This is a genomic window from Sinorhizobium mexicanum (genome assembly GCF_013488225.1).
GTDB classification, from domain to species: Bacteria; Pseudomonadota; Alphaproteobacteria; order Rhizobiales; family Rhizobiaceae; genus Sinorhizobium; species Sinorhizobium mexicanum.
This window is the reverse complement of sequence record NZ_CP041239.1, coordinates 144,927-171,473: the sequence shown is the minus strand read 5'-3', so window position 1 is coordinate 171,473 and position 26,547 is coordinate 144,927. Positions and strand designations below refer to the sequence as shown.

Annotated in this window: 26 protein-coding genes and 2 pseudogenes; 10 read left to right on the top strand and 18 right to left on the bottom strand. The window is 60.5% G+C overall.

The window, feature by feature from the left end; translation table 11 throughout:
- Positions 1 to 345: 345 nt before the first annotated feature.
- Both FKV68_RS20895 and FKV68_RS20890 read left to right on the top strand, forming a co-directional pair.
- Positions 346 to 723: a hypothetical protein gene (locus tag FKV68_RS20895; RefSeq protein WP_180941890.1), complete on the top strand. Its 378-nt coding sequence runs from the start codon at positions 346 to 348 to the stop codon at positions 721 to 723.
- A 114-nt stretch (positions 724 to 837) separates the two neighbouring features.
- Positions 838 to 1,200 (top strand): hypothetical protein, encoded by a 363-nt coding sequence (locus tag FKV68_RS20890; protein ID WP_180941889.1) that lies wholly within the window; start codon positions 838 to 840, stop codon positions 1,198 to 1,200.
- Between the two features lie 316 nt (positions 1,201 to 1,516).
- On the opposite strand, the gene betB is transcribed toward FKV68_RS20890, so the two are convergent.
- The 11 genes from betB to FKV68_RS20835 all read right to left on the bottom strand — a co-directional run bounded on the left by betB (position 1,517) and on the right by FKV68_RS20835 (position 13,844).
- Positions 1,517 to 2,980 (bottom strand): betaine-aldehyde dehydrogenase, encoded by a 1,464-nt coding sequence (gene betB / locus FKV68_RS20885; RefSeq protein ID WP_180941888.1) that lies wholly within the window; start codon positions 2,978 to 2,980, stop codon positions 1,517 to 1,519.
- Positions 2,981 to 3,053: 73 nt separating this feature from the next.
- Positions 3,054 to 4,232 carry a mandelate racemase/muconate lactonizing enzyme family protein gene (locus tag FKV68_RS20880; protein WP_180941887.1) on the bottom strand — a complete coding sequence of 393 codons (1,179 nt, stop codon included), beginning with the start codon at positions 4,230 to 4,232 and terminating at the stop codon, positions 3,054 to 3,056.
- A 2-nt stretch (positions 4,233 to 4,234) separates the two neighbouring features.
- Positions 4,235 to 5,839: a GMC family oxidoreductase gene (locus tag FKV68_RS20875; protein WP_180941886.1), complete on the bottom strand. Its 1,605-nt coding sequence runs from the start codon at positions 5,837 to 5,839 to the stop codon at positions 4,235 to 4,237.
- 7 nt (positions 5,840 to 5,846) lie between these two features.
- A complete protein-coding gene (locus FKV68_RS20870; protein ID WP_245181766.1) occupies positions 5,847 to 7,283 on the bottom strand; it encodes an aldehyde dehydrogenase family protein in 1,437 nt (478 codons plus the stop codon).
- Positions 7,280 to 8,032: an HpcH/HpaI aldolase family protein gene (locus FKV68_RS20865; RefSeq protein ID WP_180941885.1), complete on the bottom strand. Its 753-nt coding sequence runs from the start codon at positions 8,030 to 8,032 to the stop codon at positions 7,280 to 7,282. Before FKV68_RS20865 ends, FKV68_RS20870 begins: the two co-directional genes overlap by 4 nt.
- Positions 8,032 to 8,820: an SDR family NAD(P)-dependent oxidoreductase gene (locus tag FKV68_RS20860; RefSeq protein WP_180941884.1), complete on the bottom strand. Its 789-nt coding sequence runs from the start codon at positions 8,818 to 8,820 to the stop codon at positions 8,032 to 8,034. Before FKV68_RS20860 ends, FKV68_RS20865 begins: the two co-directional genes overlap by 1 nt.
- Positions 8,817 to 9,989, bottom strand: coding sequence for a mandelate racemase/muconate lactonizing enzyme family protein (locus FKV68_RS20855; protein ID WP_180941883.1), 1,173 nt, complete (start codon positions 9,987 to 9,989; stop codon positions 8,817 to 8,819). Before FKV68_RS20855 ends, FKV68_RS20860 begins: the two co-directional genes overlap by 4 nt.
- Before the next feature lie 10 nt (positions 9,990 to 9,999).
- The gene (locus FKV68_RS20850; protein WP_180941882.1) at positions 10,000 to 11,034 is read right to left on the bottom strand and encodes an ABC transporter ATP-binding protein; all 1,035 of its coding nucleotides are present in this window, start codon (positions 11,032 to 11,034) and stop codon (positions 10,000 to 10,002) included.
- Between the two features lie 56 nt (positions 11,035 to 11,090).
- A complete protein-coding gene (locus FKV68_RS20845) occupies positions 11,091 to 12,158 on the bottom strand; it encodes an ABC transporter substrate-binding protein (protein WP_180941881.1) in 1,068 nt (355 codons plus the stop codon).
- Between the two features lie 18 nt (positions 12,159 to 12,176).
- The gene (locus FKV68_RS20840; protein ID WP_180941880.1) at positions 12,177 to 12,950 is read right to left on the bottom strand and encodes an ABC transporter permease; all 774 of its coding nucleotides are present in this window, start codon (positions 12,948 to 12,950) and stop codon (positions 12,177 to 12,179) included.
- A 9-nt stretch (positions 12,951 to 12,959) separates the two neighbouring features.
- Positions 12,960 to 13,844 carry an ABC transporter permease gene (locus tag FKV68_RS20835; RefSeq protein WP_180941879.1) on the bottom strand — a complete coding sequence of 295 codons (885 nt, stop codon included), beginning with the start codon at positions 13,842 to 13,844 and terminating at the stop codon, positions 12,960 to 12,962.
- A 97-nt stretch (positions 13,845 to 13,941) separates the two neighbouring features.
- On the opposite strand from FKV68_RS20835, the gene FKV68_RS20830 reads away from it, so the two are divergent.
- Both FKV68_RS20830 and FKV68_RS20825 read left to right on the top strand, forming a co-directional pair.
- Positions 13,942 to 14,796 (top strand): LysR substrate-binding domain-containing protein, encoded by an 855-nt coding sequence (locus tag FKV68_RS20830; protein WP_180941878.1) that lies wholly within the window; start codon positions 13,942 to 13,944, stop codon positions 14,794 to 14,796.
- A gap of 28 nt (positions 14,797 to 14,824) precedes the next feature.
- A complete protein-coding gene (locus tag FKV68_RS20825; protein ID WP_180941877.1) occupies positions 14,825 to 15,553 on the top strand; it encodes an aldolase/citrate lyase family protein in 729 nt (242 codons plus the stop codon).
- Positions 15,554 to 16,087: 534 nt separating this feature from the next.
- Here the strand turns inward: FKV68_RS20825 and FKV68_RS20820 are convergent.
- The 6 genes and pseudogenes from FKV68_RS20820 to FKV68_RS20795 all read right to left on the bottom strand — a co-directional run.
- A complete protein-coding gene (locus FKV68_RS20820; RefSeq protein ID WP_209647327.1) occupies positions 16,088 to 16,603 on the bottom strand; it encodes a hypothetical protein in 516 nt (171 codons plus the stop codon).
- 655 nt (positions 16,604 to 17,258) lie between these two features.
- A complete protein-coding gene (locus FKV68_RS33185; RefSeq protein ID WP_245181768.1) occupies positions 17,259 to 17,657 on the bottom strand; it encodes a hypothetical protein in 399 nt (132 codons plus the stop codon).
- Between the two features lie 14 nt (positions 17,658 to 17,671).
- Positions 17,672 to 18,301, bottom strand: a complete 630-nt coding sequence (locus tag FKV68_RS20810; RefSeq protein ID WP_180941876.1) for an FMN-dependent NADH-azoreductase — start codon at positions 18,299 to 18,301, stop codon at positions 17,672 to 17,674.
- Positions 18,298 to 18,465, bottom strand: a complete 168-nt coding sequence (locus tag FKV68_RS20805; protein ID WP_180941875.1) for a hypothetical protein — start codon at positions 18,463 to 18,465, stop codon at positions 18,298 to 18,300. Before FKV68_RS20805 ends, FKV68_RS20810 begins: the two co-directional genes overlap by 4 nt.
- Before the next feature lie 463 nt (positions 18,466 to 18,928).
- Positions 18,929 to 19,399, bottom strand: coding sequence for a DUF3788 domain-containing protein (locus FKV68_RS20800; protein ID WP_180941874.1), 471 nt, complete (start codon positions 19,397 to 19,399; stop codon positions 18,929 to 18,931).
- A gap of 947 nt (positions 19,400 to 20,346) precedes the next feature.
- Positions 20,347 to 20,695 (bottom strand): annotated as a pseudogene (locus FKV68_RS20795) (MDR/zinc-dependent alcohol dehydrogenase-like family protein); the annotation flags it as partial.
- 124 nt (positions 20,696 to 20,819) lie between these two features.
- Between FKV68_RS20795 and FKV68_RS20790 the strand changes: the two are divergent.
- From FKV68_RS20790 to FKV68_RS20775, 4 genes and pseudogenes are all read left to right on the top strand, one after another.
- Positions 20,820 to 21,131, top strand: a complete 312-nt coding sequence (locus FKV68_RS20790; RefSeq protein ID WP_180941873.1) for a hypothetical protein — start codon at positions 20,820 to 20,822, stop codon at positions 21,129 to 21,131.
- A 210-nt stretch (positions 21,132 to 21,341) separates the two neighbouring features.
- Positions 21,342 to 21,673, top strand: a pseudogene (locus FKV68_RS20785) (helix-turn-helix transcriptional regulator); the annotation flags it as partial.
- Positions 21,674 to 21,801: 128 nt separating this feature from the next.
- Positions 21,802 to 22,542: a nitroreductase family protein gene (locus tag FKV68_RS20780; protein WP_245181769.1), complete on the top strand. Its 741-nt coding sequence runs from the start codon at positions 21,802 to 21,804 to the stop codon at positions 22,540 to 22,542.
- A 35-nt stretch (positions 22,543 to 22,577) separates the two neighbouring features.
- Entirely contained in the window at positions 22,578 to 23,123 is a 546-nt protein-coding gene (locus tag FKV68_RS20775; RefSeq protein WP_180941872.1) for a carboxymuconolactone decarboxylase family protein, read from the top strand.
- 174 nt (positions 23,124 to 23,297) lie between these two features.
- Here FKV68_RS20775 and FKV68_RS20770 read toward each other — a convergent pair whose 3' ends face one another.
- Positions 23,298 to 24,197: a LysR family transcriptional regulator gene (locus tag FKV68_RS20770; RefSeq protein WP_180941871.1), complete on the bottom strand. Its 900-nt coding sequence runs from the start codon at positions 24,195 to 24,197 to the stop codon at positions 23,298 to 23,300.
- 97 nt (positions 24,198 to 24,294) lie between these two features.
- Here FKV68_RS20770 and FKV68_RS20765 point away from each other — a divergent pair, with 97 nt between their 5' ends.
- Together FKV68_RS20765 and FKV68_RS20760 are read left to right on the top strand one after the other, a co-directional pair.
- On the top strand, positions 24,295 to 25,044 hold the full coding sequence (locus FKV68_RS20765; RefSeq protein ID WP_180941870.1) for a sulfite exporter TauE/SafE family protein: 750 nt from the start codon (positions 24,295 to 24,297) through the stop codon (positions 25,042 to 25,044).
- 77 nt (positions 25,045 to 25,121) lie between these two features.
- Positions 25,122 to 25,751: a glutathione S-transferase family protein gene (locus tag FKV68_RS20760; protein WP_180941869.1), complete on the top strand. Its 630-nt coding sequence runs from the start codon at positions 25,122 to 25,124 to the stop codon at positions 25,749 to 25,751.
- The last annotated feature ends 796 nt before the right edge of the window (positions 25,752 to 26,547 follow it).

Sequence of the window (26,547 nt, the reverse complement as noted above, 5' to 3'; positions counted from 1 at the left end):
GCCTGAGTTCAGTTATTCGCGAGGGACCGCTACTTCCTGCGACTTCTAAGGAATGCCGCACGAGCGGGGCAAAGCAAGAGATGGTTGCGTGCCCTCTCCTTCCCGCGAGTGTTGGAGGCGATATATCATGCGATCTTCTACGCACAGAACGGGGTCGTCCCTGACACCAAGGGCTCGCAAAAGTGTGGCCGCTGTCGAACTGCCGCGGCCCCAACACAATCACCGCGGGTGTGGCGGCCTTGACTCAACTTGGAAAGTTCCATCGATCTCTCCCGTACCACCTGGGCAAGAATTCAAGCAGATCGTGGGCGTCCGGTACCCAGGATGGAGACAGGAATAGCTGCGATGGCACTCCGCTTCGGACTACCTTTTCAACCGGGACGCCGCACGCGATACCTCACGAAGAATGGCGAGAAAAGCGCCAGATTTGAGCGCACAAACGAGGGCTTCGACGTCTTCCAGGGAACGTCGCTGTCGAGGAAAGCTGGGAAGAGTTCTGACAGACATCGTCGCGATCTTCTGTATTCACACCATCCGCAACATTCGCGGGTGGTCCCATCCCGACCATCGACGTCAGGAACAAAGAACAGTGGGCCGAAAAAACCGTCGATGAACAGCGCCTTTCTCTCTGACGTCTTTCTTCAGACTGAAATACCTGCAATGCAGACCACGGAGGAGATCATTGACGAAATCGCGTTTCGAGAAGAAGAAGCGGAGACTTGAGCTCACCAGCCGCATCGTGTCCGCTTATTTGAGCCGCAACATCAACTGCAGGTATGTTCTCGTTATACTAAGAGTCGATGCGACGATTTCGGGGATCTGTGCGTTAATGAGCGCATGGGACACGAACTCAACGACGCAATTATCAAGACGGCCTTGATGGAGATCGATGACGATCTGCGGGGCACGTTGCTTACTAATCGCCCGCTGGCAACGTCGGCGGTCGCCATTCACCTTTCGCTGCACCTTGCACGCTTTTACCGGTTCCGGCACCCCTCCGGAAAGGTGAGCTTGGACCATCTTGTCCAAGAAATCATCGACGGCATCTGGGAAGTTCCGGCCACCGCGATCGCCAAGTTTGCAGGCGCCGATGCGGCGCTGCGCGCTTCCGCAACGGATGTCATGGTCGGGGAGGTCTACAAGGCGCTGTGGGCCGCCTTCGATGTCGAGACTGTGAGGGATCCTCATGGCGGTGGCTGATTTCCCTGTTGGTGGCCGGCGATGTCGGCGATGCGATCTGGCGTGTGACGGGCGAGGCGGAGTGCGGCTGAACGCTCAACGGGTGCTGGGACATTGACTTGCACACCGCCGTAGAATGCTGAGAACCCGGGGCACCCCGATCACCTAACGGCAGGCAGGCGTTTCTTCGTCGCGCATTTCGCTCGTTGGCCGACCTGGAAATTGCCCAATCTATGGGCTGAATCGACGTATGTCTGCGTCGCAGGAAGACCCGTTTCGACCCGTTGCCGTCGTCGGCAGCAAGCTCAATGAGCGGCTCGGTTCATCAACCGATGATTTAATATGGCGCCTGCACCGGCCCCATGCCGACATAGACGGTCTTGAGCTCGGTATAGTGGTTGAGCGCCGCGACCGAATTCTCACGTCCGAAGCCCGATTGCTTCGAACCGCCGAAGGGGATCTCGACCGGGCAGAGATTGTAGGTGTTGATCCAGAGCGTACCCGCTTCGAGCTGGTCGACCACCCGATGCGCGCGGGTGATGTCGGCGGTGAAGACGCCGGCGGAAAGGCCGAATTCGGTAGCATTCGCCCGGGCGACGACCTCCGCCTCGTCGTCGAAGTCGAGCACGCACATGACCGGCCCAAAGATCTCTTCGCGCGCGATCGTCATCTCGTCGGTGACGTCGGCAAAGACGGTGGGCTGGATATAGGTTCCGTCGGCGTTAACGGCGTTCGGAATGCCGCCGCCGGTGACAAGCCGCGCACCTTCCGTCTTGCCCTTCTCGATATAGGAAAAGACCTTGTCGCGCTGGGCCTTGGAAACCATTGGCCCAAGCTGTGTCGCCTCGTCCATCGGGTCGCCGATCACGATTGCCTCGGTTCGCTCCTTGAGCCGCGCCAGGAACGCTTCCTTGATCTTCCGTTGCACGAACACACGCGTGCCGTTCGAGCAGACTTGGCCGGTCGAATAGAAATTGCCGAGCATGGCGCCGCCGATGGCGCTTTCGAGATCGGCATCGTCGAAGACAATCAGCGGCGACTTGCCGCCAAGTTCCATCGTCACGTGACGCAGCCCGGCTGCGGCTGCTTCATAGACCTTGCGGCCGGTCGGCACCGAGCCGGTGAGCGACACCTTGGCGACATCGGGGTGGTTGACGAGCAGCGGGCCGGTGCCGCGGTCGCCCTGGATGACGTTGTAGAGGCCCTTGGGCAGCCCGGCTTCGATCAGGATTTCGGCGATCTTCAGCGCGCCGAGGGGCGTGTTTTCCGAAGGCTTGAAGACCATGGCATTGCCGGCGGCAAGCGCCGGCGCACCCTTCCAGCAGGCGATCTGCTGCGGATAGTTCCACGCGCCGATGCCGACGCAGACGCCGAGCGGCACCCGCTTGGTATAGGCGAAGTCGCCGCCGAGCGGAATGTAGTCGCCATTGAGCGCAGTGGCGATGACGCCGCCGAAGAACTCGAAACTGTCGGCCCCGGAGGTCGGGTCGGCGACGATCGTTTCCTGGATCGGCTTGCCGGTGTCGAGCGTTTCCAGCTCGGAAAGCTCGCGGTTGCGCTCGCGCATGATTTCGGCGGCGCGCTTCAGGATGCGGCCACGCGCCGTCGGGCTCATCGCCGCCCATTCCGGCTGCGCCCGTTTCGCCGCAGCAATCGCCTTTTCGACGATCGCGGGCGTCGCTGCATGAAGACGAGCGATCACCTCGCCGGTCGCAGGATAGATGCTCTCGATCACCGTGCCGGTGGTGTCCTCGATATATTCACCATCGATGAAGTGCGAGGCTTTTGGTTGGGCTTTCATGTCATTCTCCCCGCGGATAGCGCTTGGACTCCTCGAGGTTGTCGAGGTTCATGTGGTGCTGGACGGCCGCTCACTAAAGAAATGGCGTACGATAGAGCACCGCACTGCCGAACTTGATCTCCAGGTCGACGAGGTAATTTTGCAAGGACTTCCCGTCGATAGCGATTCCAAGTCCAGGCTTTTCCGGAACCCTGATCGTCCCATCGCCTCTCATCAGGAGATGATCGTCGCAGATAGCCCATGAGAGCGCCGTGTGATCGATCGGGTATTCGCAGAGTCCCTGTCGCTCCAGACCGGCGTAGGAGTGCAGTGAAGCACTGAGAGCGAGGTGGGAGGTGTATGTATGGTTGACGAAGGAAGCCCCTCTCCTCTCCGCGTATAGGGCGACCTCTTTGCCCGCAGCGATGCCGCCGATCCGGCCGCAGTCGATCTGGATTATTCCGATGTCTCCAACGTCGAGCAACTGGCGGGCCTGGAAAACGGAGTTGACGTTCTCGCCGGCGGCCAGCCGCTTGCGGCCGTGGTAGTGGCTGAATTCCGCATAGGCGCCGAGAGCTGTTGCATCGAAGGGTTCCTCCACCCATTCGACGCCGAATTGATCAAGCAGGTGCGAATACGATTTGGCGGCCGCGACATTGTTTCCCCAGACGCGCGCTGCATCAAGGAAGAGCCGGCCTTCCGGCCCCAACCCGTCGCGAGCGGCCGCAAGCTGGTCCCGATCGGCGGTGAACTCTCCATTGCCGAACCCACTCCAACCGGTCTTGACGGCACGATAGCCGGCCCGAACAACGTCCCGCGTTCTGAGGTACGTCTCCTCTGGGGTCGGCGCAAATGGCGCGACGACATAGGGCTGCTTTGGAAACGCCTTCTCATAACCCAGCAGTCGGTAGACCGGTTCCCCCAGCCTTTTTCCGAGCGCGTCCCAAAGCGCCATTTCTACGCCCGAATAGACATGCGGCGCCTGAAGCACGTTCATGCTGTTCGTCGCGACGCGCCGGCTGATCTCGGCGATATTCATCGGATCGTCGAGTCTCATTCCGAGTACGGAAGCGCCGACTGGCCGGCAGGTGTCGTGCGACTCCGGTGTGAGGAAGGCCGCGAGCGACACGAAAGGGGCGGCCTCGCACTCGCCCCAGCCCTCGTGTTGTCCCGCGCGCACCCGAACCAACAGCGTGTCCTTCACTGGATCGCGCGCTGTGTTGAAGTCGGGAACCTGCAGCAGGAAAAGATCGACCGCGTCGATACGAGTCACGGTCACCTCCCCTGCCCCGAGAGGATCAGATCCGCGCCGCGTTCGCCGATCATGATGGTCGGTGCATTGGTGTTGCCGCTGACGAGATGCGGCATGATCGATGCGTCCACGACACGAAGTTTGCGAATGCCGTGGACATGCAAGGTATTATCGACTACCGCCATTGGATCCAGCCCCATCTTGCAGGTTCCGATAGGGTGGAACACCGTCACGCTCTCGCGCCGCAGGAACTCCTCCCAGTCCGCATCTGTCATATCCGGCTTGCCGGGGGCCATTTCCTCGATCACATGCCGGGCGAGCGGTGGTGCCGCAAAAATCCCGCGGATATGACGGCAGCCGGCAACCAGCGCCCTGACATCGCTTTCGGCATCGAGAAGACGCGGGAAAATCCGCGGCGGGTCTCGGAAATCGCCGCTGCGCAAGCTGAGATGGCCGCTGCTTTCGGGGCGGCTGACATTAGGAATGGCTGTTACGACCGGATCCTTGAGGACGATCAGTTCGTCGGGCGTCAGCTTGTAGCCGACCGGCGTGAAATGAAGCTGCAAATCCGGATCCGGCCGTGTAGGGTCGGAGCGCATGAAGACCATGGCCTGGGCGCCGGGCGCCGTGCCGGGCCCGCGGCCGCGCAACAGCCAGTTCGCGCCATGGAGCGCGGACTTGAAGAGGCCGGCCTCCGAATTATAGGTCGGCTGGTCGACCCGGTAGGTCAGGTAGACGCCGACATGGTCCCTGAGATTCCTCCCGACTCCCGGCAGGTGGTGACATGCATCGATGCCGAAGCTCGCAAGTGACGCAGCGTCTCCCACGCCCGAAAGCATCAAAAGTTGCGGTGAGGCGATAGTGCCGGCCGACAGGATGACCTCGCGCCTCGCCCGCACGACGTCCCGGGTGTTGTCGCGCCGATAATATTCGATACCCACCGCGACATGATCTTCGATGACGATGCGCGCGACCTGCGCCTTCGCGCGGACCTCAAGATTCCTGCGGCTGCGCGCGGGTTTGAGATAGGCATCGGCCGAACTGTGACGGCGGCCGAAGAACTGGTTCGCCTGAACGAATCCGGCGCCCTCTTGCGAGCGACCGTTGAAATCGGCATTGGCCGGGAGGCCAGTAGCGATCGCAGCCTCGACGAATCTTTCTGCCAGCGGATGGCGGCTGCGCAGGTTGGACGTGCGCAGCGGCCCATCGCCGCCGCGATAGTCATCCATTCCGTTCTCGTTCGTCTCGCTGCGCTTGAAGTAAGGCAGCACGTCGGCATAGGACCAACCCGGATTGCCGAGAGCCGCCCAACTGTCATAGTCGCTGGCCTGGCCGCGCATGTAGACAAGCCCGCAAAGCGAACTGCTGCCGCCGATGACTTTCCCGCGCGGCCAGACATCCTGCCGGCCGTGGCGGGTCGGGTCCGGTTCGGTCAGATAGTTCCAGTCGTATTTCGGATTGCCGATCCCGTAGAGATCGGTCGCCGCCGGCATCTTGATGATCGGCGAGCCATCGCTGCCGCCCGCTTCGACGAGCAGCACGGTGCTGCGTCCGTCGGCGCTCAGGCGATTGGCCAGAACGCAGCCCGCCGAGCCGGCGCCGACGATGATGAAATCGAACTCTTCCATGATCGCTCTAGCCGTAGCGATGATAGATCGTGCGGATCTGGGTGTATTTCAGCACCCCGTGCTTGCCGTCCTCACCGCCAATCCCGGATTCCTGGTGGCCGTTGTGAAAACCCTGAAGCGCCTCGCCCATCGTGCGGTTGATATATATCTCTCCGAAGCGAAGCTCGTTCTGCGCGCGCATGATCAACCGGTAATCGTTGCTGAACAGAAAAGCGGAGAGACCGTAGCGGGTCGCATTGGCGAGGCGGATCGCCTCCTCGAAGCTCTCGATGCGGATGACCGGGGCGATCGGCCCGAAGGTCTCTTCCTTGAAGATCGACATCTCCGGCGTGACATCGGTGAACACAGTTGGCCGTACCCAATAGCCTTCCCGAGGCAGTGCGGGGAGACCGTGGCCGCCGCACCTGAGCGTCGCGCCCTCGGTCCGTGCGCGTGAGATCGCCTCGGACACCTTCCGAAACTGGCCACGGCTCACAAGCGGGCCAAGATCGACGTCCTCGCGCGGACTGCCGACCTTCAGGCGATTGGCACGTTCGACGAGCCGCTCGACGAATTCGTCATGGACATCCCGGTGCACAAGGATCCGCTCCGACGAGGTGCAGACCTGGCCGGTGTTCTCGAAGCTTGCGAAGGCAATCGCGTCGGCGGCGAGGTCCAGATCGGCATCCTTCCACACGATCGCTGGAGCGCTGCCTCCGAGCTCCAGCGAGACGCGCGCAAGTGTCTGCGCGGCCGTGACCATGATCTTCTTGCCGGTATCGCGATGGCCCGTCATCGTAATCATGTTGACAAGTGGATGCGAGCAAAGCTGAGCGCCAACGGCGCCGCCGCCGGTGACGAGGTTCAGCACGCCATCTGGAAGGCATTCTTCATCGGAAATGAGCTCGATCGCCCGGATTGTGGCGAGCGGGGTAACCTCGGTCGGTTTGACGACCATTGTGTTTCCGGTAACGAGGGCGGGTGCGGCCTTGCGGATGAAAAGATCCAACGGATAGTTCCAGGCGGTGATTGCCGCGATGACGCCGACCGGCACACGAGTGAGCAGGATCGTCTCGTCGCGATTGTCCGACGGAACTATCTCGCCCTCGATCCGGCGGTCCCACTCAGCCATGTAGCCGAGATAGATCGCAGCGTTGTCGACATCCTCGCCCGACTTGCGCAGCGGCTTGCCGACCTCGGCGCTGATGAGTTCGGCAAGCTCCTGCCGATTTTTCAACAGGCAAGCGGCCATCGCGCGCAATGAGTCGGCCCTCCGCCAAGGCTCGAGCGCCGCCCAGGCCGGCTGCGCTGCGGCCGCGGCTTCGACCGCCCGGCGCACCTGGTCCTCGCTGGCGCTCGGAACGCTGCAGATTTCCCTCCCGGTCGACGGATCGACTACGGGCAGCCCGGTGACCTCGCCGGCTTCCCAGACGCCGTTGATCAGAACAGTTTTCTCGATCGTCAATGCGGTTCCTCCACCATCTGCAGGCCGACGGCGAGGCCATCGCGCAGCGCCGTCAGGTCGTCGGTGGTCGCCATGAAAGCGATATTGAGACTACGCGCCAGATCGCGGTCCAGCTTGCTCAACACCGGCATCGCCCAAGGCTTGTCATGGGTCTGGGCGGCACCCGCGATCCGCCTGATGTCGTCGTGGTCGCTACCGTCGGCGAGATATTCGCCACGACCGCGCGCCAGCGAAAGATCGTTCGGGCCGATGAAAAGACCATCGACCGCCTCCAGCGCGGCGATCTTCTCGACCTCTTCCAGCGCCTGTGCGTTTTCGATCATGACCCAGCATTTCGTTCGCCGGTTTTCCGCCTCGACGAAGTGACGGGGTGCCGGCGCGTAGTTGACCGTCTTGCCACCGCCGAAGCCACGGACACCGAGCGGCGGGAACTTGGCGAAAGCCGTGGCTGCACGCGCATGCTCGACTCCTTCGATCTGCGGCAGGATCACGCCGTCACTGCCGAAGTCGAGCGCGTGCTGGATGGGGACGCGCTCGGCGCTGGCGACACGTGTATAGACCGTCATTCCGAAGGCCTTGGCGATCGTGATACTGCGCGCCGCAGTCGAGGGCTCGAAGGTTCCGTGCTCCATGTCGATGATCACGGTGCCGTAGCCGAGGATCGACGCGATCTCGCAAGCATTCTCGTTCGGCGTCATCAGCCAGAAGGCGAGTTCGGTGTGCCGGCTAGCCATGCGTATTACGGTCATTATTCGCCTCCAAAAGATCCAGCCATGGCGCCACCATCGACCGGGTAAAGCCCGCCCGTCAGATAACTCGCCGCCGGTGAACAAAGGAATATCGCGAGATTGGCAACGTCTTCCACCTGCGCGAAACGTCCCATCGGGATTCCGGCCCGCCATGTCGCCGCGTCCTGTGGAGTAGCAACTGTCCGGAACATGTCGGTCTCGACGACATGCGGCAGGATGGCGTTCACGCGGATATTCTCGCGCGCATGGTCGAGCGCAAGCACCTTCGTCAGTCCGATAACGCCGAATTTCGTGGCGCAATAGACGGCCCGGCGCTGGAATCCGGTGATGCCAGCCGTAGATGACACCTGGATGATTGACCCGCCCTCGCCGCGCTCGCGGGCGTGAACGATAAAGCGTTTCGACAGCCAGAGCACGCTGTTGAAGTTCAGTTCCATCAGCTCACTGGTGCGCTCGGCCGTGATCTCATCTGTCGCCACGCCCCAGGAGCGGCCTGCATTGTTGATCAGGAAATCGACCCGGCCCTGAGCGGCGAGTGCCTTGTCGAATACCGTCTCCGCCGTGCCAGGGACGGACAGGTCGCCGCTGATGGCTGTTATTCTTTGCTCATCGCGCGAGAGTTCGACCGCACGTCCATAAAGCCGGCCCGTGTCGATATCCTGCATGACGACATGGGAGCCGAGGTCGGCGAAGGCTTTGGCAATCGCCGCGCCGATACCGCTCGCCGCTCCGGTCACCAGCGCCACCTTGCCGCGAAAAAGCGCCGCGTCGAATGTATTTGCTGTCATTGGGATACCCGCCATGCCGACAGTGCGGCTTCATCGATGTCAAGGCCGAGGCCGGATCGATCAAAGGGTTCGACCATGCCTCCGTCAAAAGTGAACAGCGGCGAGCGCAGGAACTCGTCCCGCCACGGTGATGGATCCATGTCGCATTCGAAGTAGTCCGCGTTCGGCAGCGCATAGAGGAGGTTCAGACACGCCGCCAGGCTGACGGCTGTGCTGTAGTTCTTGCTGGAGAAGCCGAGGTGACGCATCTGCGCATAGGCGGCGATCTTGCGTGCCTCGGTAATGCCGCCAACCTGGATGACGTCCGGCTGCACCATCTGAATGGCGCCGGCGTCCATCATTCCGGCAAAGTTGAACTTGTTGGTCTCCGTCTCGAAGCCGGCGATCGGAATGCGCGTGCGACGCGCCAGCTCGGCGCAGCCAGCAACATTCTCGGGCTGCGTCGGCTCCTCGAACCAGCGGACACCGATCCGCTCGAATTCGTCGGCATAGGCCATGGCGGTACGGGCATCGAGCGATGTCGTCGCGTCGCACATCAGGTCGAGCTCGCCGCCAAGCGCTTCCCTTGCCGCACGTACGCGCGCCAGATCGCCCTCCATGGAAACGCGGAGCGGCGTCGCCTCGAGAACGCCGGCATGCACGGCTGCAGCGATGTTCCCGACCTTCATCTTGTAGCCGCGATAGCCGGCCGTTCGCGCCTTGGCGACATCGTCTGCAAGGTCGCTGACCGAATAACCGCGCCGATAATAGCCGGAGGAGGCATAGGCGCGGAGGGGGCGCGCAAAACCGCCGAGCAGCCGCCAAACCGGCTGGCCCGTCGTCTTGCCCAGAATGTCCCAGAGCGCAATGTCGACAGCCGAAAGGCACGAGAGAAGAATGCCTTTCCGCCCGTGGTAGTAGGTCTCCTGATAGATCTTTTCCCAGAGATATTCCGGGCGGCGGGGATCGTGACCGACGATCAGCGGCTGGATTTGCTGTTCAAGCACCGTCGTCGTGGTGGCCCAAGGGCCGCCCCACATTGCCGCTTCGCCCCAGCCGAAGATATCAGGGTCGTCGGTATGCACCTTGATCAGCACCGCCTCGCGCGACTGGTATTCGCCACGGGGATAGGTGAGCGGATAAGGCATCTCGTAAGCGAGACAGAAGGTCTCAAGCCCGGTGATTTTCATGTTTGATCACTCAGTTCGTGCGCAGGCAGACGATCCGCTCAGGCTGGACCTGAAGACCGACCCGGTCGCCATTCTTGAATGGTTGATAGCTTTCGTTGCGAACCGTGAGCGCAACCGCCGGGGAAACCCTTACGACATATTCGGTCGTGCCACCGAGGAAGCGACTGAGCTCGACGACACCGGAGAGCCCGGCTGCGGCCGACGGCGTCGACAGGCGGATATCCTCGGGCCGGATGGCGATGGCCTTGGCGGCCGCATCGGCGCTGCAGGGCAGCGGAATGACGATGTCGCCTCCAGCGTTGAACTTGTCGGCTGCCACGGCCCCCTTGATGACATTGGCGCCGCCGATGAAATCGGCGACGAACGCCGTCTCCGGATTGCGATAGAGGCGCGTCGGCGTATCGAGCTGTTCGACGATCCCGCCGTTCATCACTGCGACATAATCCGAAAGGACGAGCGCTTCGCTCTGGTCATGGGTGACGAATACGGTGGTGATCTTCAGTTCGCGGACGATGCGATTGATCTCGTCGCGCATCTCTTCACGCAGCTTCAGATCGAGCGCCGAAAGCGGCTCGTCCAGAAGCAGGATGTCCGGTCGGATGGCCAGCGCCCGCGCCAAAGCTACGCGCTGCTGCTGACCGCCCGAGAGCTGCTTCGGCGAACGCTCGGCGAACTTGCTCATCCGCACGATTTCGAGCGCCGTCCTGACGCGATCGTCACGCTCGGCACGCGCCATACCGCGCATGCGCAGACCAAAGGCAACGTTGTCGGCGACGCTCATATGCGGGAACAGGGCATAGGATTGGAAGACCATGCCGATATTGCGATGCCTTGCCGCCGTGTGCGTGATGTCGCGCCCGGCAAGCAGGATCGTGCCCGCCGTCGGCTGCTCGAAGCCGGCAATCATCCGCAAGGTCGTCGTCTTGCCGCAACCGGATGGCCCGAGCAGGCTCAGCACCTCGCCCTGCGCCAGCGAGAAGCTTACCCCCTTGACGGCGTGGAAGCTGCCAAAGGATTTTTCGATATCTTGAAGCTTGAGGGTCACTGTTTTCCCACCCGAGTGGTGGCGGCTGGACGACAATCCATCCAACCGCGCGCTTGTTACTGAACCTGTGCCTTGGCCTTCTGCCAGACGTCAGTTGCTTTCGTCTCATAGGCAGCGCCCAGCGAGCGCTGGAACTCAACCCGCGAAAGATTGGCCTCCGCCTGATCGAGGCCGAGGCTCGCCTTGAGCGCCGGGTCCATCAGTGCGGCCGCCTTCGGATTGGCAGGTGCATAGCCAAGCTCCTTGGCGAGCTGCGCCTGCACTTCCGGTGAGATCATGTGGTCGATGAAAGCGTAGGCCGCTTCGGGATGCGGCGCCTGGCTGACGAGGCACGGGCCGTCATACCAGGCGATGAAACCCTCTTCCGGATAGACGAGCTCGATGTTGAGCCCCTTGGCTTTGGCCTGTCGGAAACCGCCATCGTCCGTGTCGGCGATCCAGATTTCTCCGGCGGCGAGAAGCTGGGCCATTTCGTCATAGTGCTGATAGACGGTCCTGACATGCGGCATGTCGGTCTCGAGCGTCTTGGCAATTGCCTGCCATTGCTCGTCGCTCAACTCGCCGTATTTGAAGCCGGCCTGAAAAACCGTCCGATAAGCCTGCTCGTTCGCCTTGTCGATCTTGCCGATGCGCCCTCTGAATTTCCCGGAATAGACGTCCGCCCATGACTTGATGGGGCCGCCGGTCTTGGCCGGATCATAGGCAATCAGGCCGTTGGCGCCCCACGAATAGGTCACGTGAACGTGCGTGCCGTCGGTCTTCGGCTTCTGGAACGGCGCATACATGTCCTTGAAATTTTCGAGCTTTGAGACGTCGAGCACATCGATCAGTTGCTGCTTCCTCGCCACTTCCTCGTAACCGACGCCGAGGAACACGACGTCGTAGGTGCCGAGGCCGGCAGCGCGAATCTTGTTCATCGCCTCTTTTTCATCGGCGTAGTAGTCGATGTTGACCTTCACGCCATACTTCTCCTCGAAGGCTGGCAACGCGAAGTCGATGTAGTTACCCCAACTCAACACATTGATTTCGCCACCGATCTTCTTATCCGCCGCCCAGCTTGCGCTGGCCGTGAGGCCGATCGTTATGACTGCGGCCGTTGCCGCGAGCAGTTGACGCCTATTCATCCATTCCTCCCATTGATGCTAGTTGCGTTTGGACCAGGTGAGACGCAGTGCCGTCGCGCTCAAGAGAAGCGTTGCCGCAAGAATGAGCGTGGATACGGCGTTGATCTCGGGGGTGATGCCCACCTTGACGATCGAGTAGATCCGGATGGGCAATGTCGTCGTGCCAGCCGATGTCAGGAAGAAGCTGACGACGAACTCGCCGATAGAAATCGTGAAGGCGAAAAGAGCTGCGCCGATGATACCCGGCATGATGCCCGGCAGCGTGACGCGCCACAGCACCGAGAACTCACCGGCGCCGAGGCCGCGGGCCGCCTCCTCCAGCGAGCGATCGAAGCGCGCCAGGCTGGAGATGAGGATGAAGGTGCAGTAGGGCAGCGACAAAAGGATGTGCCCGAGCAGGACGGCGACGAACCCCGTCTGGAAGCCGACGTAGCGGGCGAACAGAAGAAGCGAGACGCCCATGATGATGCCCGGCGCCAGCATCGGCATCACGGTCAAAAGCATGAAGAGGCTCTTGCCGCGAAAATTGTGCCGCACGATGGCTAGCGCCGACAGCAGGCCGAGCACGGTCGCGAAGGCGGTCGAAACGACCCCGACTTGAAGGCTTGTCCAGAGCGACTGTAGCGTCTTCGTGTCGTTGAAGAGTTCCGCATACCAGCGCGTGTCCAGGCGCTCGATCGGCAGCGTGGTGATCGTATCCTGGTTGAAGCTGGTAATCACCACCAAGGCGATCGGCAGATAGACCATCGCGTAGACGAAGAGCGTGAATGTTCCGAGAACCCAACGTGTCATCGTTCGCCCTCACTCATGTCCGAGCATGCTGCGGTTGACATCAAGAAAGCGGCCGACAATCAGCAGGCAGGCTAGAATGCTCGCCAGAAGAACCATCGAGAGCGCCGAACCAAAGGGCCAGTCGAAATTGGAGAAGGCCGTGGTGATCAAGTTGCCGTACATCATGCCCTTGAGTCCGCCGAGCATGTTCGGGACGACGTATTCGCCGACCGCCGGGATGAAGGTGATGACGCAACCGGCGACGATGCCGGGGGCGATCAGCGGCAGAGTGACATAGAGGAAACGCCGGAACGGGTCCGCACCGAGATTCTCCGCGGCCTCGAGGACGGAATTGTCGAGCCGTTCGATCGAGGCATAGATTGGCACCAGCATATAAGGCAGGTAGATATAGATGAGGCCGATGACGACCGACGTCTTGGTGAAGAGCAGCTTGATCGGCTCATCGATCAGGCCGGCCGACAGCAGCAGCCAGTTCATCAGCCCGGCTTCGCCGATCACCAGATTCCACGAATAGGTGCGGATAAGCACACTCACCCAGCCGGGCACGATCAATGCCAGCACCAGCAGCACACGCCAGCGCGGCGTGACGAAGCGGACGATGTAGTAGGCGAGAGGCAGGGCCAGGGCCAGCGAGCCGACAGTGGTCAAAAGGGCCATGCCGGCAGACGAGGCAAGCGTTCCGAGATAGAGCGGATCGCCGGCGATTCTCTTGTACTGGGTCAGCTGCAGCGACTGCTGGATCAGGTAGTTCTCGTCCGTCGCCCAGAAGCCGTAGATGGCCATCAGTGAAATTGGCGCAACGAAGAGAATGATGAGCGTCAGCAGCGGCGGAAGCAGCAGGCAAGCTAATTGCCCCTGCGCACCGAGTCCCCTCGAGGCTTTTGCGGTTTCCATTGCGTCCTCCCACGCATCTTGATTGGCAAACTAATAACGGCTACTCTATTTTGCAAATTTATTGTTCTTATGATCTCCATAGGAAATTGAAATACGAATGTCGGGCGATCTGGATATCGATTTGCTGCGCGCCTTTGCCACCGTCCACCAGGCCGGAGGGTTTTCGCAGGCCGCCGAAATCCTCGGCCGCAGCCAGCCGGCGATCAGCTTGCAGATCAAACGGCTGGAAGAGCGTGTTGGGGGGCAGGTGTTCGAGCGGACTGCAGCTCGCGGAGCGCCGCTGACGCCGGTGGGAATGACGCTGATGGAATATGCGCGCCAGATCATCGCGCTCCACGACGAGGCGATCGCCCGGGTAACGCTGCCCAGCATCAAGACTTTCGTGCGGCTCGGCATCCTCGAAGAGCTCGGCAACTACCGTCTCCCGGCCGTTCTTCATTCCTTCTCGAAAGTGTTTCCCGAAGCCAACCTTCAGGTCCAGGTCAAGCTCAGCAACAGCCTGATGATCGAAATGCTGCAGGGCAGATTGGACATTATCGTCATCGCCGCCGAAGCGGAGGTCCCGAATTCGATCCCTCTCTGGTCCGAGCAATTGGTCTGGGTCGCATCGAACGCGGTGCCGAGCCCGATGCGGCAACCGGTGCCTTTGGTGACGCTCCCCGATCCTTGTTTTTATCGCAAGGCCGCGATCCGGGCCCTTTCCTCGACCGAGCAATCCTATACGACCGTCTGCAACAGCAGCACGATGGCGGGGATCCGAGCCTCCGTGATCGCCGGCATTGGCGTGACCGTGATGGGCAAGACCGAAGTGACCGAAGGACTGCGCGTGCTCGGCAGCGACTCCGGTTTGCCTCGCCTCTCCGATGCCGACGTTGTGATTTATTTCCGCGACAAGGGCTTTGAGACCGTTGCCAAGGCGCTGGCAGCCCACGTCCGCAAGAGCATCGCCTAACTCCACAAACTCAAGAACGGATTTCCTCATGACGACTGCTCAACAGCCTGCGATCGGCTTTTGGTTGGAAAGTGACAATCAGAAAGCCTGTGAGCTCGCGCGCCTTGCTGGTTTCGACCTGGTCCTCTTCGACATGGAGCATGGCATTCTCGATCTCGCGGCGCTGGACCGTCTGCTGCCCTTCTGCCAGGCGATCGGCCTCGCCGCCTGCGTTCGCCTCGCCGATGGGACGCGACCGAACGTCCAGCATGCATTGGACATCGGGGCGGATGCGATCGTCGTGCCGCAGCTTCGAGACCTGGCGCATGCCAAGGAAGTGAGCGAATACGCGAAATTCGCGCCTCGCGGCACACGCGGCGTCGGATATGGCCGGACGCAAAGCTACGCAGGGGCGACCGACAGTTTCTTCGAGAAGGAGAATACTCAACGCCTGTGTTATGCAATGATCGAGACCGCGACGGCCTTCGACGAAGCTGCGGCTATTGCCGCCCTCCCCTGCGTCGATGGGTTGTTCGTGGGACCCGCCGACCTTTCCGTGGCTCGAAGACGCGGTGCATTCGCGGCTACGGACGCCGACCTCGCTGACCTCAGACAGATAGCGATGCTCGCATCCAAGGCTGGCAAGAGATGGGCCCTCGCGGGAGCAAACCGAAGGCTCCGCGAAACAGCGCTCGATCTCGGTCCGGCTTTCATCACCGTCGGGGACGATCTCTCAGCTCTTTCGACAGGCTTCAAGTCAATGAGGTCCGACGTTTGAAGCAGTCGCGGAAACGCGCCAGCGGCGTGGGGCGGTTCCCGATGAAGAGCGCAGAACGGGAACATTTCTTCCGTCGGATCAGACCCGTTTCAATATTTTAACGGCGGTCGACCCTCTATTCATGCGTGAGCTATATAACCGGATCATTCCAAGCCGTAGCGCGTCCATGCTGGTCGCCCTGTGTGTTTTGTTTGGCGGCGTCTACATCATGTCCGGGCTGTTGGAGATTGTTCGCGGACACGTCGTTTCGCGAATGGCTGCAATCGTCGACGCTTCAATTTTCGAGCCGCGTGCTCGCAGTGGTTGCTGGCGCACCGTTGAAGATCAAGATCAACGGCGATGTCCCGAAGCCAGCGCAGGAAGCAGATCAAATCAGGAACTTCCTCTCCGGCCAAAGCCCGATCGCTCTTTTCGACCTGCCCTGGATGCCAGGTTTATCTAGCGATCTGCTTTTTTTGCATCCGTTGATCAGTTGGCTAGCAGCGGGTGTGACGATCGTTCTGATATCGCTTACAGTTCTTGCTGACCTTTCAACTAGAGGAGAGAGCCGACGGTCCATCGATTCGAGCCGACGAGACCCAGAAATAGGGCGCTGCACAGCGCGGCGAATACAGAGTAATCGAATGGCGACTTGATCCCGAACGAGATCGCCATGGCTGAGCCGAACAGGAAGAGCAGGCCCGCGCTGCCGAAAGCCGCCCACCGCAGCGCGAGTCCCAATACCAACGTAACACCAAAGAGGAGCTCAAGCACCGTCGCGGCGGTGCCGAGAAACGGTATCATCCATGCCGGCGCGAACGCATTTACCTTGGCGGTGTAGCCCAAAAATTGCTCGAATGTTCCCCAGGAAACTCCGCGCTCGTCTGGAGCGCCGTAGAACCCAAGCCGGTCGCTGACCGACAACAGGAACGAGACCCCCAGTGCCGCGCGGCTTCCCAGCGAAAGAAGATCGAGGGCAAGAGAAGTTCGTTGCTCCGCGAATTGCATCTTGAGGATGGGTTGGCCACCCGAAGTGCGCAGGACCCGCCGAAGCGTTTCAATTGTTGCCATCATGGCCAATCCTACAAGCGGTGGGCGCGATCCTCGGGGATCGGTACGTGAGCGTGCCGTCGGTCCTCGGTAGTTTCATCGAGCGTCTCCTCTCTTGCCCGCGCGCTGTACGATGGCCCAGCGCAACGGCGTCATCCAACGTCGAGGCGGTCGCTCGTTCCACCGACCCAGCAGACTTCAGGATCGGACGCTGGCGACGAAATTAGAAATTCCCTTTGGACATGCATTCGATAAGCGCGAGGTATCGTTACCCGTAAACAATGTGCGCGTGCGTCCCGTACAGTCGGCGTTTAGCCATCGAGGAGCGCATCGTCCCGGGCCTTGGCGCTCCTGGCGCGATGCGATTATAGTCCGGACGTTTGGTCACGTTGCTCCCGCCTTGAAGGATATTTGACGGGCGTGGCTACGCTTTGTCATTCGTGTCGACGACTAAGAAGGCGAGTAGCTTCGCCGGCTCCGTTTTGCTTGCGTTGCGGTTATAGAGCGCCCCCCGATACTTCGGACCAGCTCTCGACTGCTCGACAGACGCGCGTCTCACATCGTTCACCGTCGACTCGATCGCACCCGAGATCACATAGGCGTAGACGAAAGCCGCTTCGCGTCGGTGTGGGATGGGGGAGGCTGCGCCCGGTCCGTAAATTGACTTCCACGGCAATCAGCGATTTACCGGGGAATTGGGAATGGCCGCCGCGAACTTCTTTTCGATGATTTCCTCTTTTCTATCCTGGGCGGAAACAGGGCCAGACATCGGGCCAAGGCGACGCAGGTGGTGGCGATGATGCGCGAGACGTAACCACTCTTCGAGATCGAGGTGGCCGAGACACGACGATCCCGCTCCGCGGATTAGCGAACGCCGCTTCGCCGACGACGACAGCAATGTTGTCCGCGATAGGTTGAACTGGGCTCGGGGAAGGAGTGGCGACGCTTCCATACTCACATCGGCGATGCTGCCGAGGAATTCCAGGGACTGCGTCGAGCGTATGATCGTGTAGGGGGTACCGGCGACGGTCTTCGAGCCAATCAGGCCAGCGCCACCGATCACGACGATCTTCATGGTTTACTCTCCTTTCACAGCCGCCGGACGTGGGCCCTCGCCATGGCCGTCAGGTCGATCCTCGCGAGCGCTTTCTCCCTCGCTAATGTGGCTTGGTCCCGGTCGAGAAACGCGGTGGCCTGCAATGGGAAGAATTGAAGGGTTTTCAGACCAATGGAGCCCAGCACGGCAGACAGATACGGCGTGAGAAAATCGGGCTGGTTGGCTCGATCGCCGGTAAATACGCCACCGGAAGCAATGCCGATAAACACCGCACGGTCGCGCAGCATTCCCATCTTCCCGGCCGGCGTCGACATGAAGGTGCGACCGGCGCGCAAGATTTGGTCGATCCAGGCCTTGAGGACCGACGGAACCGTGAGGTTGTGCATGGGCGTTCCGATGACGATCACATCGGCCGCCTCGACTTCCCGAATAAGCACTTCAGAAAGATCAAGCGCGCCGCTCAGCGGGGCTGCCAAAGTGGCCGGCGACGACAGGGTGGTGGCGTAATCGGGCGCGGCATGCGGCAAGGGGGCCGCGGCAAAGTCTCGCCGGCTGATGCTTGCGCCGGGCGCAACCTCGAAGAGTTTTTCGACGATCGCCGCCGAAAGCTGGCGGCTGTGCGATTCTGGACGCGGGCTGCAATCAATATGGAGGATGTTCATGCGAACGATCCCGATGGCTTCACGAACCCAATCACGGCGTCAATCAACCCGTCGCGTTTGTAGAAGCGGGGCGCGTTCGTCTTCATGGCCACCGTATCAAGAACCAGGCGATTGCAATATTCATCGATGCCGAATTCATCGATGCCGATTACGACGATCTTCACGATTTACTCTCTTTCGTCTGTCGCCGGACGACGCTGATCATCGTTTCGATGCGCCGCGAGGAGGCGCACGGTTCTTTCCAGGAGCGTCCGGCTAAGAAGCCAGGAAAGAAACTCTTCAGACCACGCGCGGTCCCCGAGACGGAGAGTCGCGCCCAATTAATAGGGCTTGGACGCAGCCGAACTTCGCCGGCTGTTTCCGCGCGGAGATGCCTAGAGCTGCCATCAGATGCCATCGCTATACGGCACCTTCCCCCACGCATCGCGGCATCGAGCGCAACTATCCTAGCCGCGTCGGCGTGTTGATCGCCGATCCCGACCGTCCCACCACTGTCCGCTCAAAGTCTTGGTGTTGAGGCAGACACAGGAGCCATACAGGCCATTTTTTGCGAGTCGAGAACCATTGCGCAACGTCACGGTTCCCGTCATCCACGAATTGAATCGTAGGTTTTTGCAACGTGCAAAGTCAGGATTTGCGTGACATTCCACCGCGTGACGGTGCGCGCTTCATACTCAAAAGCTCCGTCACATCATGCCGATCGTCTGCGGATGAGATCGCAATTGTCAGCCATTTCCCGTCAGGGTATGTTTTGGCTTCATCGTAGAGCTTGACCAACTGCGAACGCCAGGCATAACGCCGCTCCTCAAACTTCTCTCGCTCTGCTGCCCCCAAGACCACCACGACCGAAAGCAGCCTGTATCCGGGCAGGAAGGTACAGAATGCCTTGGACTTCTTGTAGCGCAGGGACCAACCGCGCTTCTTGCCACCATAGAGCCAATCCGGCGCGAAAATACCGGGGTAGAATGCCTCGATCCAGTTCCGCAGCTCGGCCCAGTGCTCGAACGCATCCGGCCCAATCCAGTCGCGGACAGTACTGTCATCGGGCGGCGCTGATTTGTCGGTAATCCGCTCGCCGATCTGGGGGAACTGATTCATATCGCTTTTCTTACACCTCAACTTCATCACGTAAGCTTCAGAAGACTTGGCAGCCTGCCCCCAGACCTTGCGCAAAGGATTTGTTGCCATATTCCCGAGTTTTGAATCGCATTTGCGCCTGATATTTAATCCGTCGCAGAATAGGACACCTAGAGATGACGCCGATTATGGGACTGCCCTCCGGGAGGCATGCGGAATGTCTGTTTGCCTCTGCGACTTGCATGTCGACCTCCTGGTCTGCGATCTGCCATCCTGGCCGCCGCGCCGACTTCCCTACTTGAAGCCGTCGGTGCGATGATGTCGGGCAGACTCGCTCCGGGACGCAAAAAAGGGAAATCACCTCTCGCCATAGAGTCGATAGACGATTGTTATACCACGCGCGGTGATGGCGTAGCGACGAATGCCACCAGCCGTTTCGCACCGAGGGTTGGCCGATTCCGCACAGACTGCCCGCGAGCGGATTCTTGCGAAAGACTTGCGGAAAAGATTTCCTGCGTGGGTACACCCATCTGGAAGATCGACGGCCCTGCCGTCATCTCAAGATACCTCTCAAGGAAGGAGCCGGGATCGGGGCGGCTGTTCCGTCCGAGCGATGTTCGCGGGTCGATCCGCAACACGGGTTCAGGCTGCGCGCGATCCGACGATGAACTGAGCAGCCGGCGGCTTTTCGTATGCCGTTTTTACGACGCCGGGGCCGACACCAAGCTGGGGACGCCAAGTCCGGCCACGAGGGCAGCGTGCGCCAGGAACGAGTACGCCGGTGCCAATCGCAGTGCTGATGCCCTTTCGCATATGTACGGCCAGCAGCGCTCTTCGCAGATCGATCGAGCTCTGATTTCACTTTTTGCTTAGTCTTGGTGCTTTTTTTGGATGATCGTCTTCCCCTGACCCTCTCGGTGGGTTGAAGGCGACGACGGCATCGTCGAGGGTCGAGACGGTGCGGTCGCCCGCGCGAGTTGCGTCACCATCGAACCCACAGCGCCGGCCGCGCCGTGAACGAGGACACTCTGCCCCGTCTGAATGCGGCAGTACTCGAACACGCAGTCAGGCCCGGGATCACCACGCTCGCGCGCCTACCGTGAACTCGACATCGCCCGGCAAAGGCGCGAGATTGCGCGCCTCGACGGCGATATACTCCGCCAGCGTGCCGTCGCGTGTCCAGTCTGTGAGGCCGAACACCCGCTGTCGGACCGACGGCCCCCTTGAGCCATAACCTAGGCCGGGGACCACTCCTGCCAGCTCGCGCCCGGGAATTGACGGCGTACGGTTACAGCCGAGGCGATCGGTCCAGGTCGACTAGCGAATGCCAGTTTGTGTTGTATCAAGGGCACGGACGGCCGCGACAGTTCCCCCGGGAACGGACGATCCAGACGTGTCCCCCACAATTGCCTAAGGTCAAATTCGGTCATGGACACCTCCGATGCGCACATCCATCTGCGACACCTATCCTGGAATATGCGAGAAAAGCCGGCTTAGATATCGTCGTCCGCCTCGTCTGCTACGCCCTGCAAACAACAACGTACCGAATAGCGGTGGCCGACGCTTTCATGTTCCTGAGACCGGGAAGGTGCCCCTCCAGAGCGAAGGCATTTCTGTGATCGAAACCGCATCTGCGATTTCGATGCTGGGATTGGTCATCCTCGCCACCTACATCGAAATGGCAGCAATAACAGGGATTCTCGCCCGCGCGCTCGACGGATTTTTCTCACACGCGTCGTCACTATTCCCGTGATTCCGCTTCGGATCTGGATGAAGATGCAGACCTCCTTCGACCTCAAGAAATCGGAGATAGCACTCATGGTGAGCTGCAACTGATCCCGGAAATGGAGAGGACCGCATAGCTAGGTCATGCACGGCGCCGCCCAATCGAAACTGGCGCACCCAGTTTCTCCCACGAGCCGTATTCCAGTCGACATTGCACTGGTGCTACGTGCGGCGAGCGGCCCTAGCCGGCCATCCGCGGCTGGCTTTAGCCATTGCGGGCGCCGATCCAACGCAGTCCTGGAAACTGCCTGATTTTGCGACCTAGTGCGGCATGTCGCGCGGTACCTTCGTGCGGCGCTTTCAAGACAGACTGGGTTGCTCAGCCCTCGACCTGTTGACCGATCTCCACATGAGTCTGGCAGCCAACGGGTCGAAAAAGCTAGCGATCGCATCGAGGCTGTAGCCGAGACGGTTGGGTATCAATCTGTTTCGGCATTCCGGCGTGTGTTCACCGAGCGGATGGGGATGACGCCGGGGGAATGGCGCCGACTGGCGCACAATGGCGGCTAGACGCGCGACCTGAGGGTCATGCCCGTCAATTTGATCCTTTCGCGCATTCAATTGAGACGATAAGGTCTCGATATTTGCATTGATGACCGTAAATTGGGCTCCGTAATCACTTGATGAGGAGACACCCGATGAACTACATCAGCATCGCCGCCAACGAACCGGCAAGCGCCGCAGCCGCCGAACTCTATGCGCGGACCGACACGAGCGGGATCGCTCTTGCGCCCCAACCTTCCCATGCGGCCACGCAGACGCCGACGAACGCGGTCATCGAAACCATTCTGAGCCGCAGTGCCGCCAAGTACTACGACCCCACCGCGGCTCTGAGCGACGATCAGATCCGCGACCTGGTGCGGATCGGCACGTCCGCGCCGACATCCTTTCACCTGCAGAACTGGCGCTTCATCGCCGTCCGCACGCCTGAGACCAAAGCCCGGTTACTGCCGATCGCCTGGAACCAGCCAGCGATCACCGATGCGGCCGTTACCTTCATCATCATCGGCCGGTTGGCCGATGCCAGCACCGTCCCCGAGCGCCTGGCGCCGGTGGTGGAAGCCGGCATCATGCCGGCGCACCTGGTGCCGGAATGGGAAATCCCCGCTCGCAGGCTCTATGACGACCAACCGCAGCGGCAGCGCGACGAGGCGGTGCGCACCGCAACGTTTGGCACCGCCGCGATCATCTATGCGGCCCGCTCGCTGGGCCTGGGTTCGACGCCGATGATCGGTTTCGACGCAGAGGCCGTGCACAGCGAGTTCGGCCTGGCCGAGGACGAAGTGCCGGTCATGCTGCTGACCGTGGGGCCCGAGCGCGCCGGAAACTGGCCGCAGAAGCCGCGCCTGCCGGTGGCCGATGTGCTGGACTTCGCATAATCCTTTTTTCAATTCAACAACTTAAGGAGAATATGATGGCAAGAGCTGTAGCCTTGACGCCGGAACAGGTGCCGGCTGAATCGAAACCGACCCTCGATGCGTTCACCAGGAACATCGGGTTCACCCCAAATATGATGGCGACCTTCGCGCAGAGCCCGATCGCGTTCAACGCATGGGCCACCCTGCTCGGCTCCTTGAGCAAGGCGCTCGACGTGAAGACGCGTGACAGCATCGGCCTCGCCGTCTCTGAAGTGAATGGCTGCGACTACTGCCTGACGGTTCACAGCTTTACGGCCGAGCATATGGCCAAGCTGCCGGCCGATGAGATCATTCTCGCTCGGAAGGGCCATGCCAGCGACCCGAAGCGGGACGCCGCCGTCCAGTTCGCGCGCAAGGTCATCGAGACCCGAGGGCAGGTCGGTGACGCCGATGTGAAAGCGGTCCGCGATGCCGGCTACACGGACGCGAACGTGATGGAAATCGTCGCGCTGGTGGCCATGTACTCCCTGACGAACTTTTTCAACAACGTGTTCGATCCCGAGAAGGACTTTCCGGCCGTGACCCCGGCCGGCTCGATCTGAACGCTGTCCGGTTGCAACCTCATGAAGCTGATGGGATCGGTCGCGTCGACCGATCTTCGAATGGGGCGATCTCCGTGGAGGAGCCCGAGGATCGGTAGGCCCCGCCGGTCTCGCCTCATGAAAACGCAATTGAGTGTCCGGCCATGAGCCGGACCTCGAACAGGAAGGCCTGACCTAGCGGTCTTCCGGTTGCTCTTCCGCCGCCAGATGCTGGAAGAGGTCAAGCGCGAGCGGTGTCAGCTCTTTCTCGCTGCGTGCACAGATCGAGAGCCGCCGTGTCGCCCAAGCGTCCTGAAGCGGAAGGATGCCAATCTGCGTTACTCTTTTATATCGCCGCGCCGCCGTTTCCGGCACGAGACCGATGCCCACGCCTTCACCGGCCATACGGCAAATGCCATCGAAGCTACGAAGCGATATCCGCGATTTGAGCTTGGTTCCCAGTTTTGCCGCCTGCGCATCGATATGGTCCTGCAAGGCACCTCCAATCAGGGAAATAAAATGGTATTCAAGCGCATCGGCAAAGCGAATACGCGGTGTTTGGGAAAGAGGGTGATCACGCGCAGCAACGACGACGAGACGGTCGATAGCGAACGGTCGTAAGATGAGGCTACCCGTTTCGACGGCACTTGACAGTATGCCTATCTCGGCAAACCCGGCGGAAATGCTCCTGGCGATCTCGGCGCTTTCGCGTTCCCGCAATTCGACATCGACGTGCGGACGTGCAGCCAACCAGGGGGCAAGCCGGATAGGTAAAATCTCTGCGGTCGCAGCTGTGTTGGCAAGGACGCGCACATTAGCGCGCAATCCTTTCGCGTAATGCCCAATCTCATCACGCATCTGCGACATCTGATGCATGATAGTGCGTGCATGATGAGCAAGCGCTTCACCAGCTTCCGTCGGTACTACGCCACGCCGGCCTCGCTCCAACAGCTTAACCTCGCCATCGATCTCCATGTCGCGGAGCCGTTCACTCGCGGCTGGAAGGGACAGGCCGACATCCGACGCGCCGTGGGTGATGCTTCCGGCATCCACCACGGCTAGGAAGAGGCGAAGATCGGTCAGGTCGAAGCGCACCGGACGAAGGTAGCGTTGAATCAGCCTTCGGTCTAGCCGAGGTCAGGCGTCGGAAAATCCGCATTGTCAAAGGGGCAGCAATTGATATTCGGGACGCATGTCAGACGTATCTATTTCAATGGTTGCCACCATCGCCGTAACCTTTTTCGTCGCCGGTATCGTCAAGGGCGTTACGGGCATGGGTCTTCCCACGGTGGCCATGGCTGTGCTCGGCTCCCTCATTTCACCGCTCGCGGCAGCGACCTTGCTGATTGTTCCGTCCTTCGTTACCAATGCGTGGCAGCTCTTCGCCGGACCTAGCTTTAGCTCCATTCTGCGAAGGCTTTGGCCAATGATGCTCGCCATTATCGCCGGTACGGTGCTCGGTTCGTCATTCATGGCGAGCGGCGACACCGTCCTTACAACGGCCGCACTGGGATACGCGCTTGCCCTCTATTCGCTCTACACCTTGTTTGCGCGTCAACTAAGCGTTCCTATGAAAATTGAACGCTGGATGTCGCCATTTATCGGCGCGGCAACTGGCCTGATCACGGGTGTGACCGGTGTTTTTACCCTTCCGGCGGTACCCTATCTTCAGGCGCTTGGCCTCTTGAAGGACGATCTGATCCAAGCGCTTGGGTTGTCGTTCACGATTTCTACCATCGCGCTGGCCGCTGGTATCGGTGCGCAGGGTGCATTTCAGCTTGATCGGATGACGCTTTCCGTACTCGCCGTCATCCCCTCTCTGGCTGGGATGTGGGCGGGTCAAATCATTCGCGATCGGATAGGCGCAGTGGCCTTCCGTCGCGGATTTCTTGTCCTTTTGTTCCTGCTCGGAGCCGAGATGGCTATCAGACCGCTCTTCTAGCGGAATTTTGCCAAATGCGTCCGAAGGCTGGGGCCGGGAGCCAGTGAGAGTCATCTTGCATTCAAAGGTTACGGCAGATGTATCATCTCCTCTACGCCAAAGGCTCCGAGCTGTTTGCGGCACGCGTCGTATTGGAAGAAATTGGGTTGCCTTATAAGGCTGACGCTCTCAATAAGATTACGTCGCAGAACGCGCTCGCCGACGCAAACATACGCAGTGGTCTCGCGATCGCCGATAGAAGGAATGGTGAGCCGGGGTTTTTGACTGAAACTTCAGCCATCCTCGTCTTCCTGGCCCGGAACCATCCGGAGGCTAAACTAATTCCTCGTGATCCGTATGAAGAGGCGCAATGCCTGGAATGGCTGAATTGGTTATCCATTCAGGTGTCAGGGGTGGCGTTCGAGCAGGTGTGGCACCCGGATCGCTTTGTCCTCGATCCGAACACTTATCGCGAGGTGGTCACCAAAGGCTGGTGGACGACTGAAGAGCATTTCGACCGGATCGAGGAACGGCTTTCGGATCAACGAGAGTGGGCGGTTCGATCAGGATACAGCATTGCAGACATCTATCTTCTTGTGTTCTGGCTTTGGGGAGAGCGGATCGGGTTTTCAATGGCTGGTCGTTGGCGCGCTTGGACACGGCTAATGGGCAGGATAATGTCTCGTCCCGCCGTACGTCGCGTCATGCTAATCGAAGGGTTGGATTGAACGTGCGGATCAACCGGAGGGAGGTCGCAAGTTTGGCTTTCTTCGCGCAACAGATCGATTGTCGGTTGCCGCCTGCATGATCTTCAGTTCGGAATGCCCGAAATCTGGCAGTCAGTGGCTGAGCGCCCGCATCCCATATTTGGGAAACCAGCCCAAGCCGGATCTCGCCTTTGCATTGGATACTGGTCCGCCATCGCCGACGATATTGAAGCTACCTATCACCAGTCGCTGGGCAGCCCGCAGCGCGACGTCGGCGGCATCGTCTACGTGGAGCGTTATCGTGCCATTCGGTCCATCCGAGCCAGTGCCCTGACCATAGAGCAGCCCGTTCCCAGACAGGCCCCGCGTTTCGAGCGTCAGTTTCTCAAGCGTCTTAATTGCTGCCGCGCTCTCCTGCGGCGGCGTTTCCTCGCTAATGGGGCCCGCCTGACGCCCAGGTGCTTTTCGAGCCGGTTGAGCGCCATGTGACCGAAGAAGGCGCAGAAAGCGTCGCGGCGGCCTTAGAAAGGCTTCCAGCCGACCACCACCTTACGAAAACCTCCATCGTCTTCAACCGATCCACGGTCTTCGACCTCCTTCATCATGGATTGAGGGGCCTGATGGATAGATTGACCTCGGGTTCTTCAATTCGGGCACAACAGAGCCCCCTCGGTATCGCGGACGGGTATAGGCTGAGTCGTGAACCCCGACGAAAGTATCCCTCCGTCAAACTCGAGTATAATTCAAAGTGGCGGCGGTCGATGGTAGCTTCCTCCCGTCGGCAGCGAAGTCGTTCCCCTCGACTAAGCGGACTACG

Excerpts from the sequence above, each read along its gene's own strand:
- FKV68_RS20800 (WP_180941874.1), bottom strand. The coding sequence starts at position 19,399 with ATGAATCAGTTCCCCCAGATCGGCGAGCGGATTACCGACAAATCAGCG.
- FKV68_RS20895 (WP_180941890.1), top strand. The coding sequence starts at position 346 with ATGGCACTCCGCTTCGGACTACCTTTTCAACCGGGACGCCGCACGCGA.
- FKV68_RS20775 (WP_180941872.1), top strand. The coding sequence starts at position 22,578 with ATGGCAAGAGCTGTAGCCTTGACGCCGGAACAGGTGCCGGCTGAATCG.
- FKV68_RS20830 (WP_180941878.1), top strand. The coding sequence starts at position 13,942 with ATGTCGGGCGATCTGGATATCGATTTGCTGCGCGCCTTTGCCACCGTC.
- FKV68_RS20875 (WP_180941886.1), bottom strand. The coding sequence starts at position 5,839 with ATGGAAGAGTTCGATTTCATCATCGTCGGCGCCGGCTCGGCGGGCTGC.
- FKV68_RS20835 (WP_180941879.1), bottom strand. The coding sequence starts at position 13,844 with ATGGAAACCGCAAAAGCCTCGAGGGGACTCGGTGCGCAGGGGCAATTA.
- betB (WP_180941888.1), bottom strand. The coding sequence starts at position 2,980 with ATGAAAGCCCAACCAAAAGCCTCGCACTTCATCGATGGTGAATATATC.
- FKV68_RS20860 (WP_180941884.1), bottom strand. The coding sequence starts at position 8,820 with ATGACAGCAAATACATTCGACGCGGCGCTTTTTCGCGGCAAGGTGGCG.
- FKV68_RS20780 (WP_245181769.1), top strand. The coding sequence starts at position 21,802 with ATGAACTACATCAGCATCGCCGCCAACGAACCGGCAAGCGCCGCAGCC.
- FKV68_RS20865 (WP_180941885.1), bottom strand. The coding sequence starts at position 8,032 with ATGACCGTAATACGCATGGCTAGCCGGCACACCGAACTCGCCTTCTGG.
- FKV68_RS33185 (WP_245181768.1), bottom strand. The coding sequence starts at position 17,657 with ATGAAGATCGTCGTGATCGGTGGCGCTGGCCTGATTGGCTCGAAGACC.
- FKV68_RS20845 (WP_180941881.1), bottom strand. The coding sequence starts at position 12,158 with ATGAATAGGCGTCAACTGCTCGCGGCAACGGCCGCAGTCATAACGATC.
- FKV68_RS20840 (WP_180941880.1), bottom strand. The coding sequence starts at position 12,950 with ATGACACGTTGGGTTCTCGGAACATTCACGCTCTTCGTCTACGCGATG.
- FKV68_RS20810 (WP_180941876.1), bottom strand. The coding sequence starts at position 18,301 with ATGAACATCCTCCATATTGATTGCAGCCCGCGTCCAGAATCGCACAGC.
- FKV68_RS20760 (WP_180941869.1), top strand. The coding sequence starts at position 25,122 with ATGTATCATCTCCTCTACGCCAAAGGCTCCGAGCTGTTTGCGGCACGC.
- FKV68_RS20765 (WP_180941870.1), top strand. The coding sequence starts at position 24,295 with ATGTCAGACGTATCTATTTCAATGGTTGCCACCATCGCCGTAACCTTT.
- FKV68_RS20820 (WP_209647327.1), bottom strand. The coding sequence starts at position 16,603 with ATGGCAACAATTGAAACGCTTCGGCGGGTCCTGCGCACTTCGGGTGGC.
- FKV68_RS20825 (WP_180941877.1), top strand. The coding sequence starts at position 14,825 with ATGACGACTGCTCAACAGCCTGCGATCGGCTTTTGGTTGGAAAGTGAC.
- FKV68_RS20890 (WP_180941889.1), top strand. The coding sequence starts at position 838 with ATGGGACACGAACTCAACGACGCAATTATCAAGACGGCCTTGATGGAG.
- FKV68_RS20790 (WP_180941873.1), top strand. The coding sequence starts at position 20,820 with ATGCGCACATCCATCTGCGACACCTATCCTGGAATATGCGAGAAAAGC.
- FKV68_RS20855 (WP_180941883.1), bottom strand. The coding sequence starts at position 9,989 with ATGAAAATCACCGGGCTTGAGACCTTCTGTCTCGCTTACGAGATGCCT.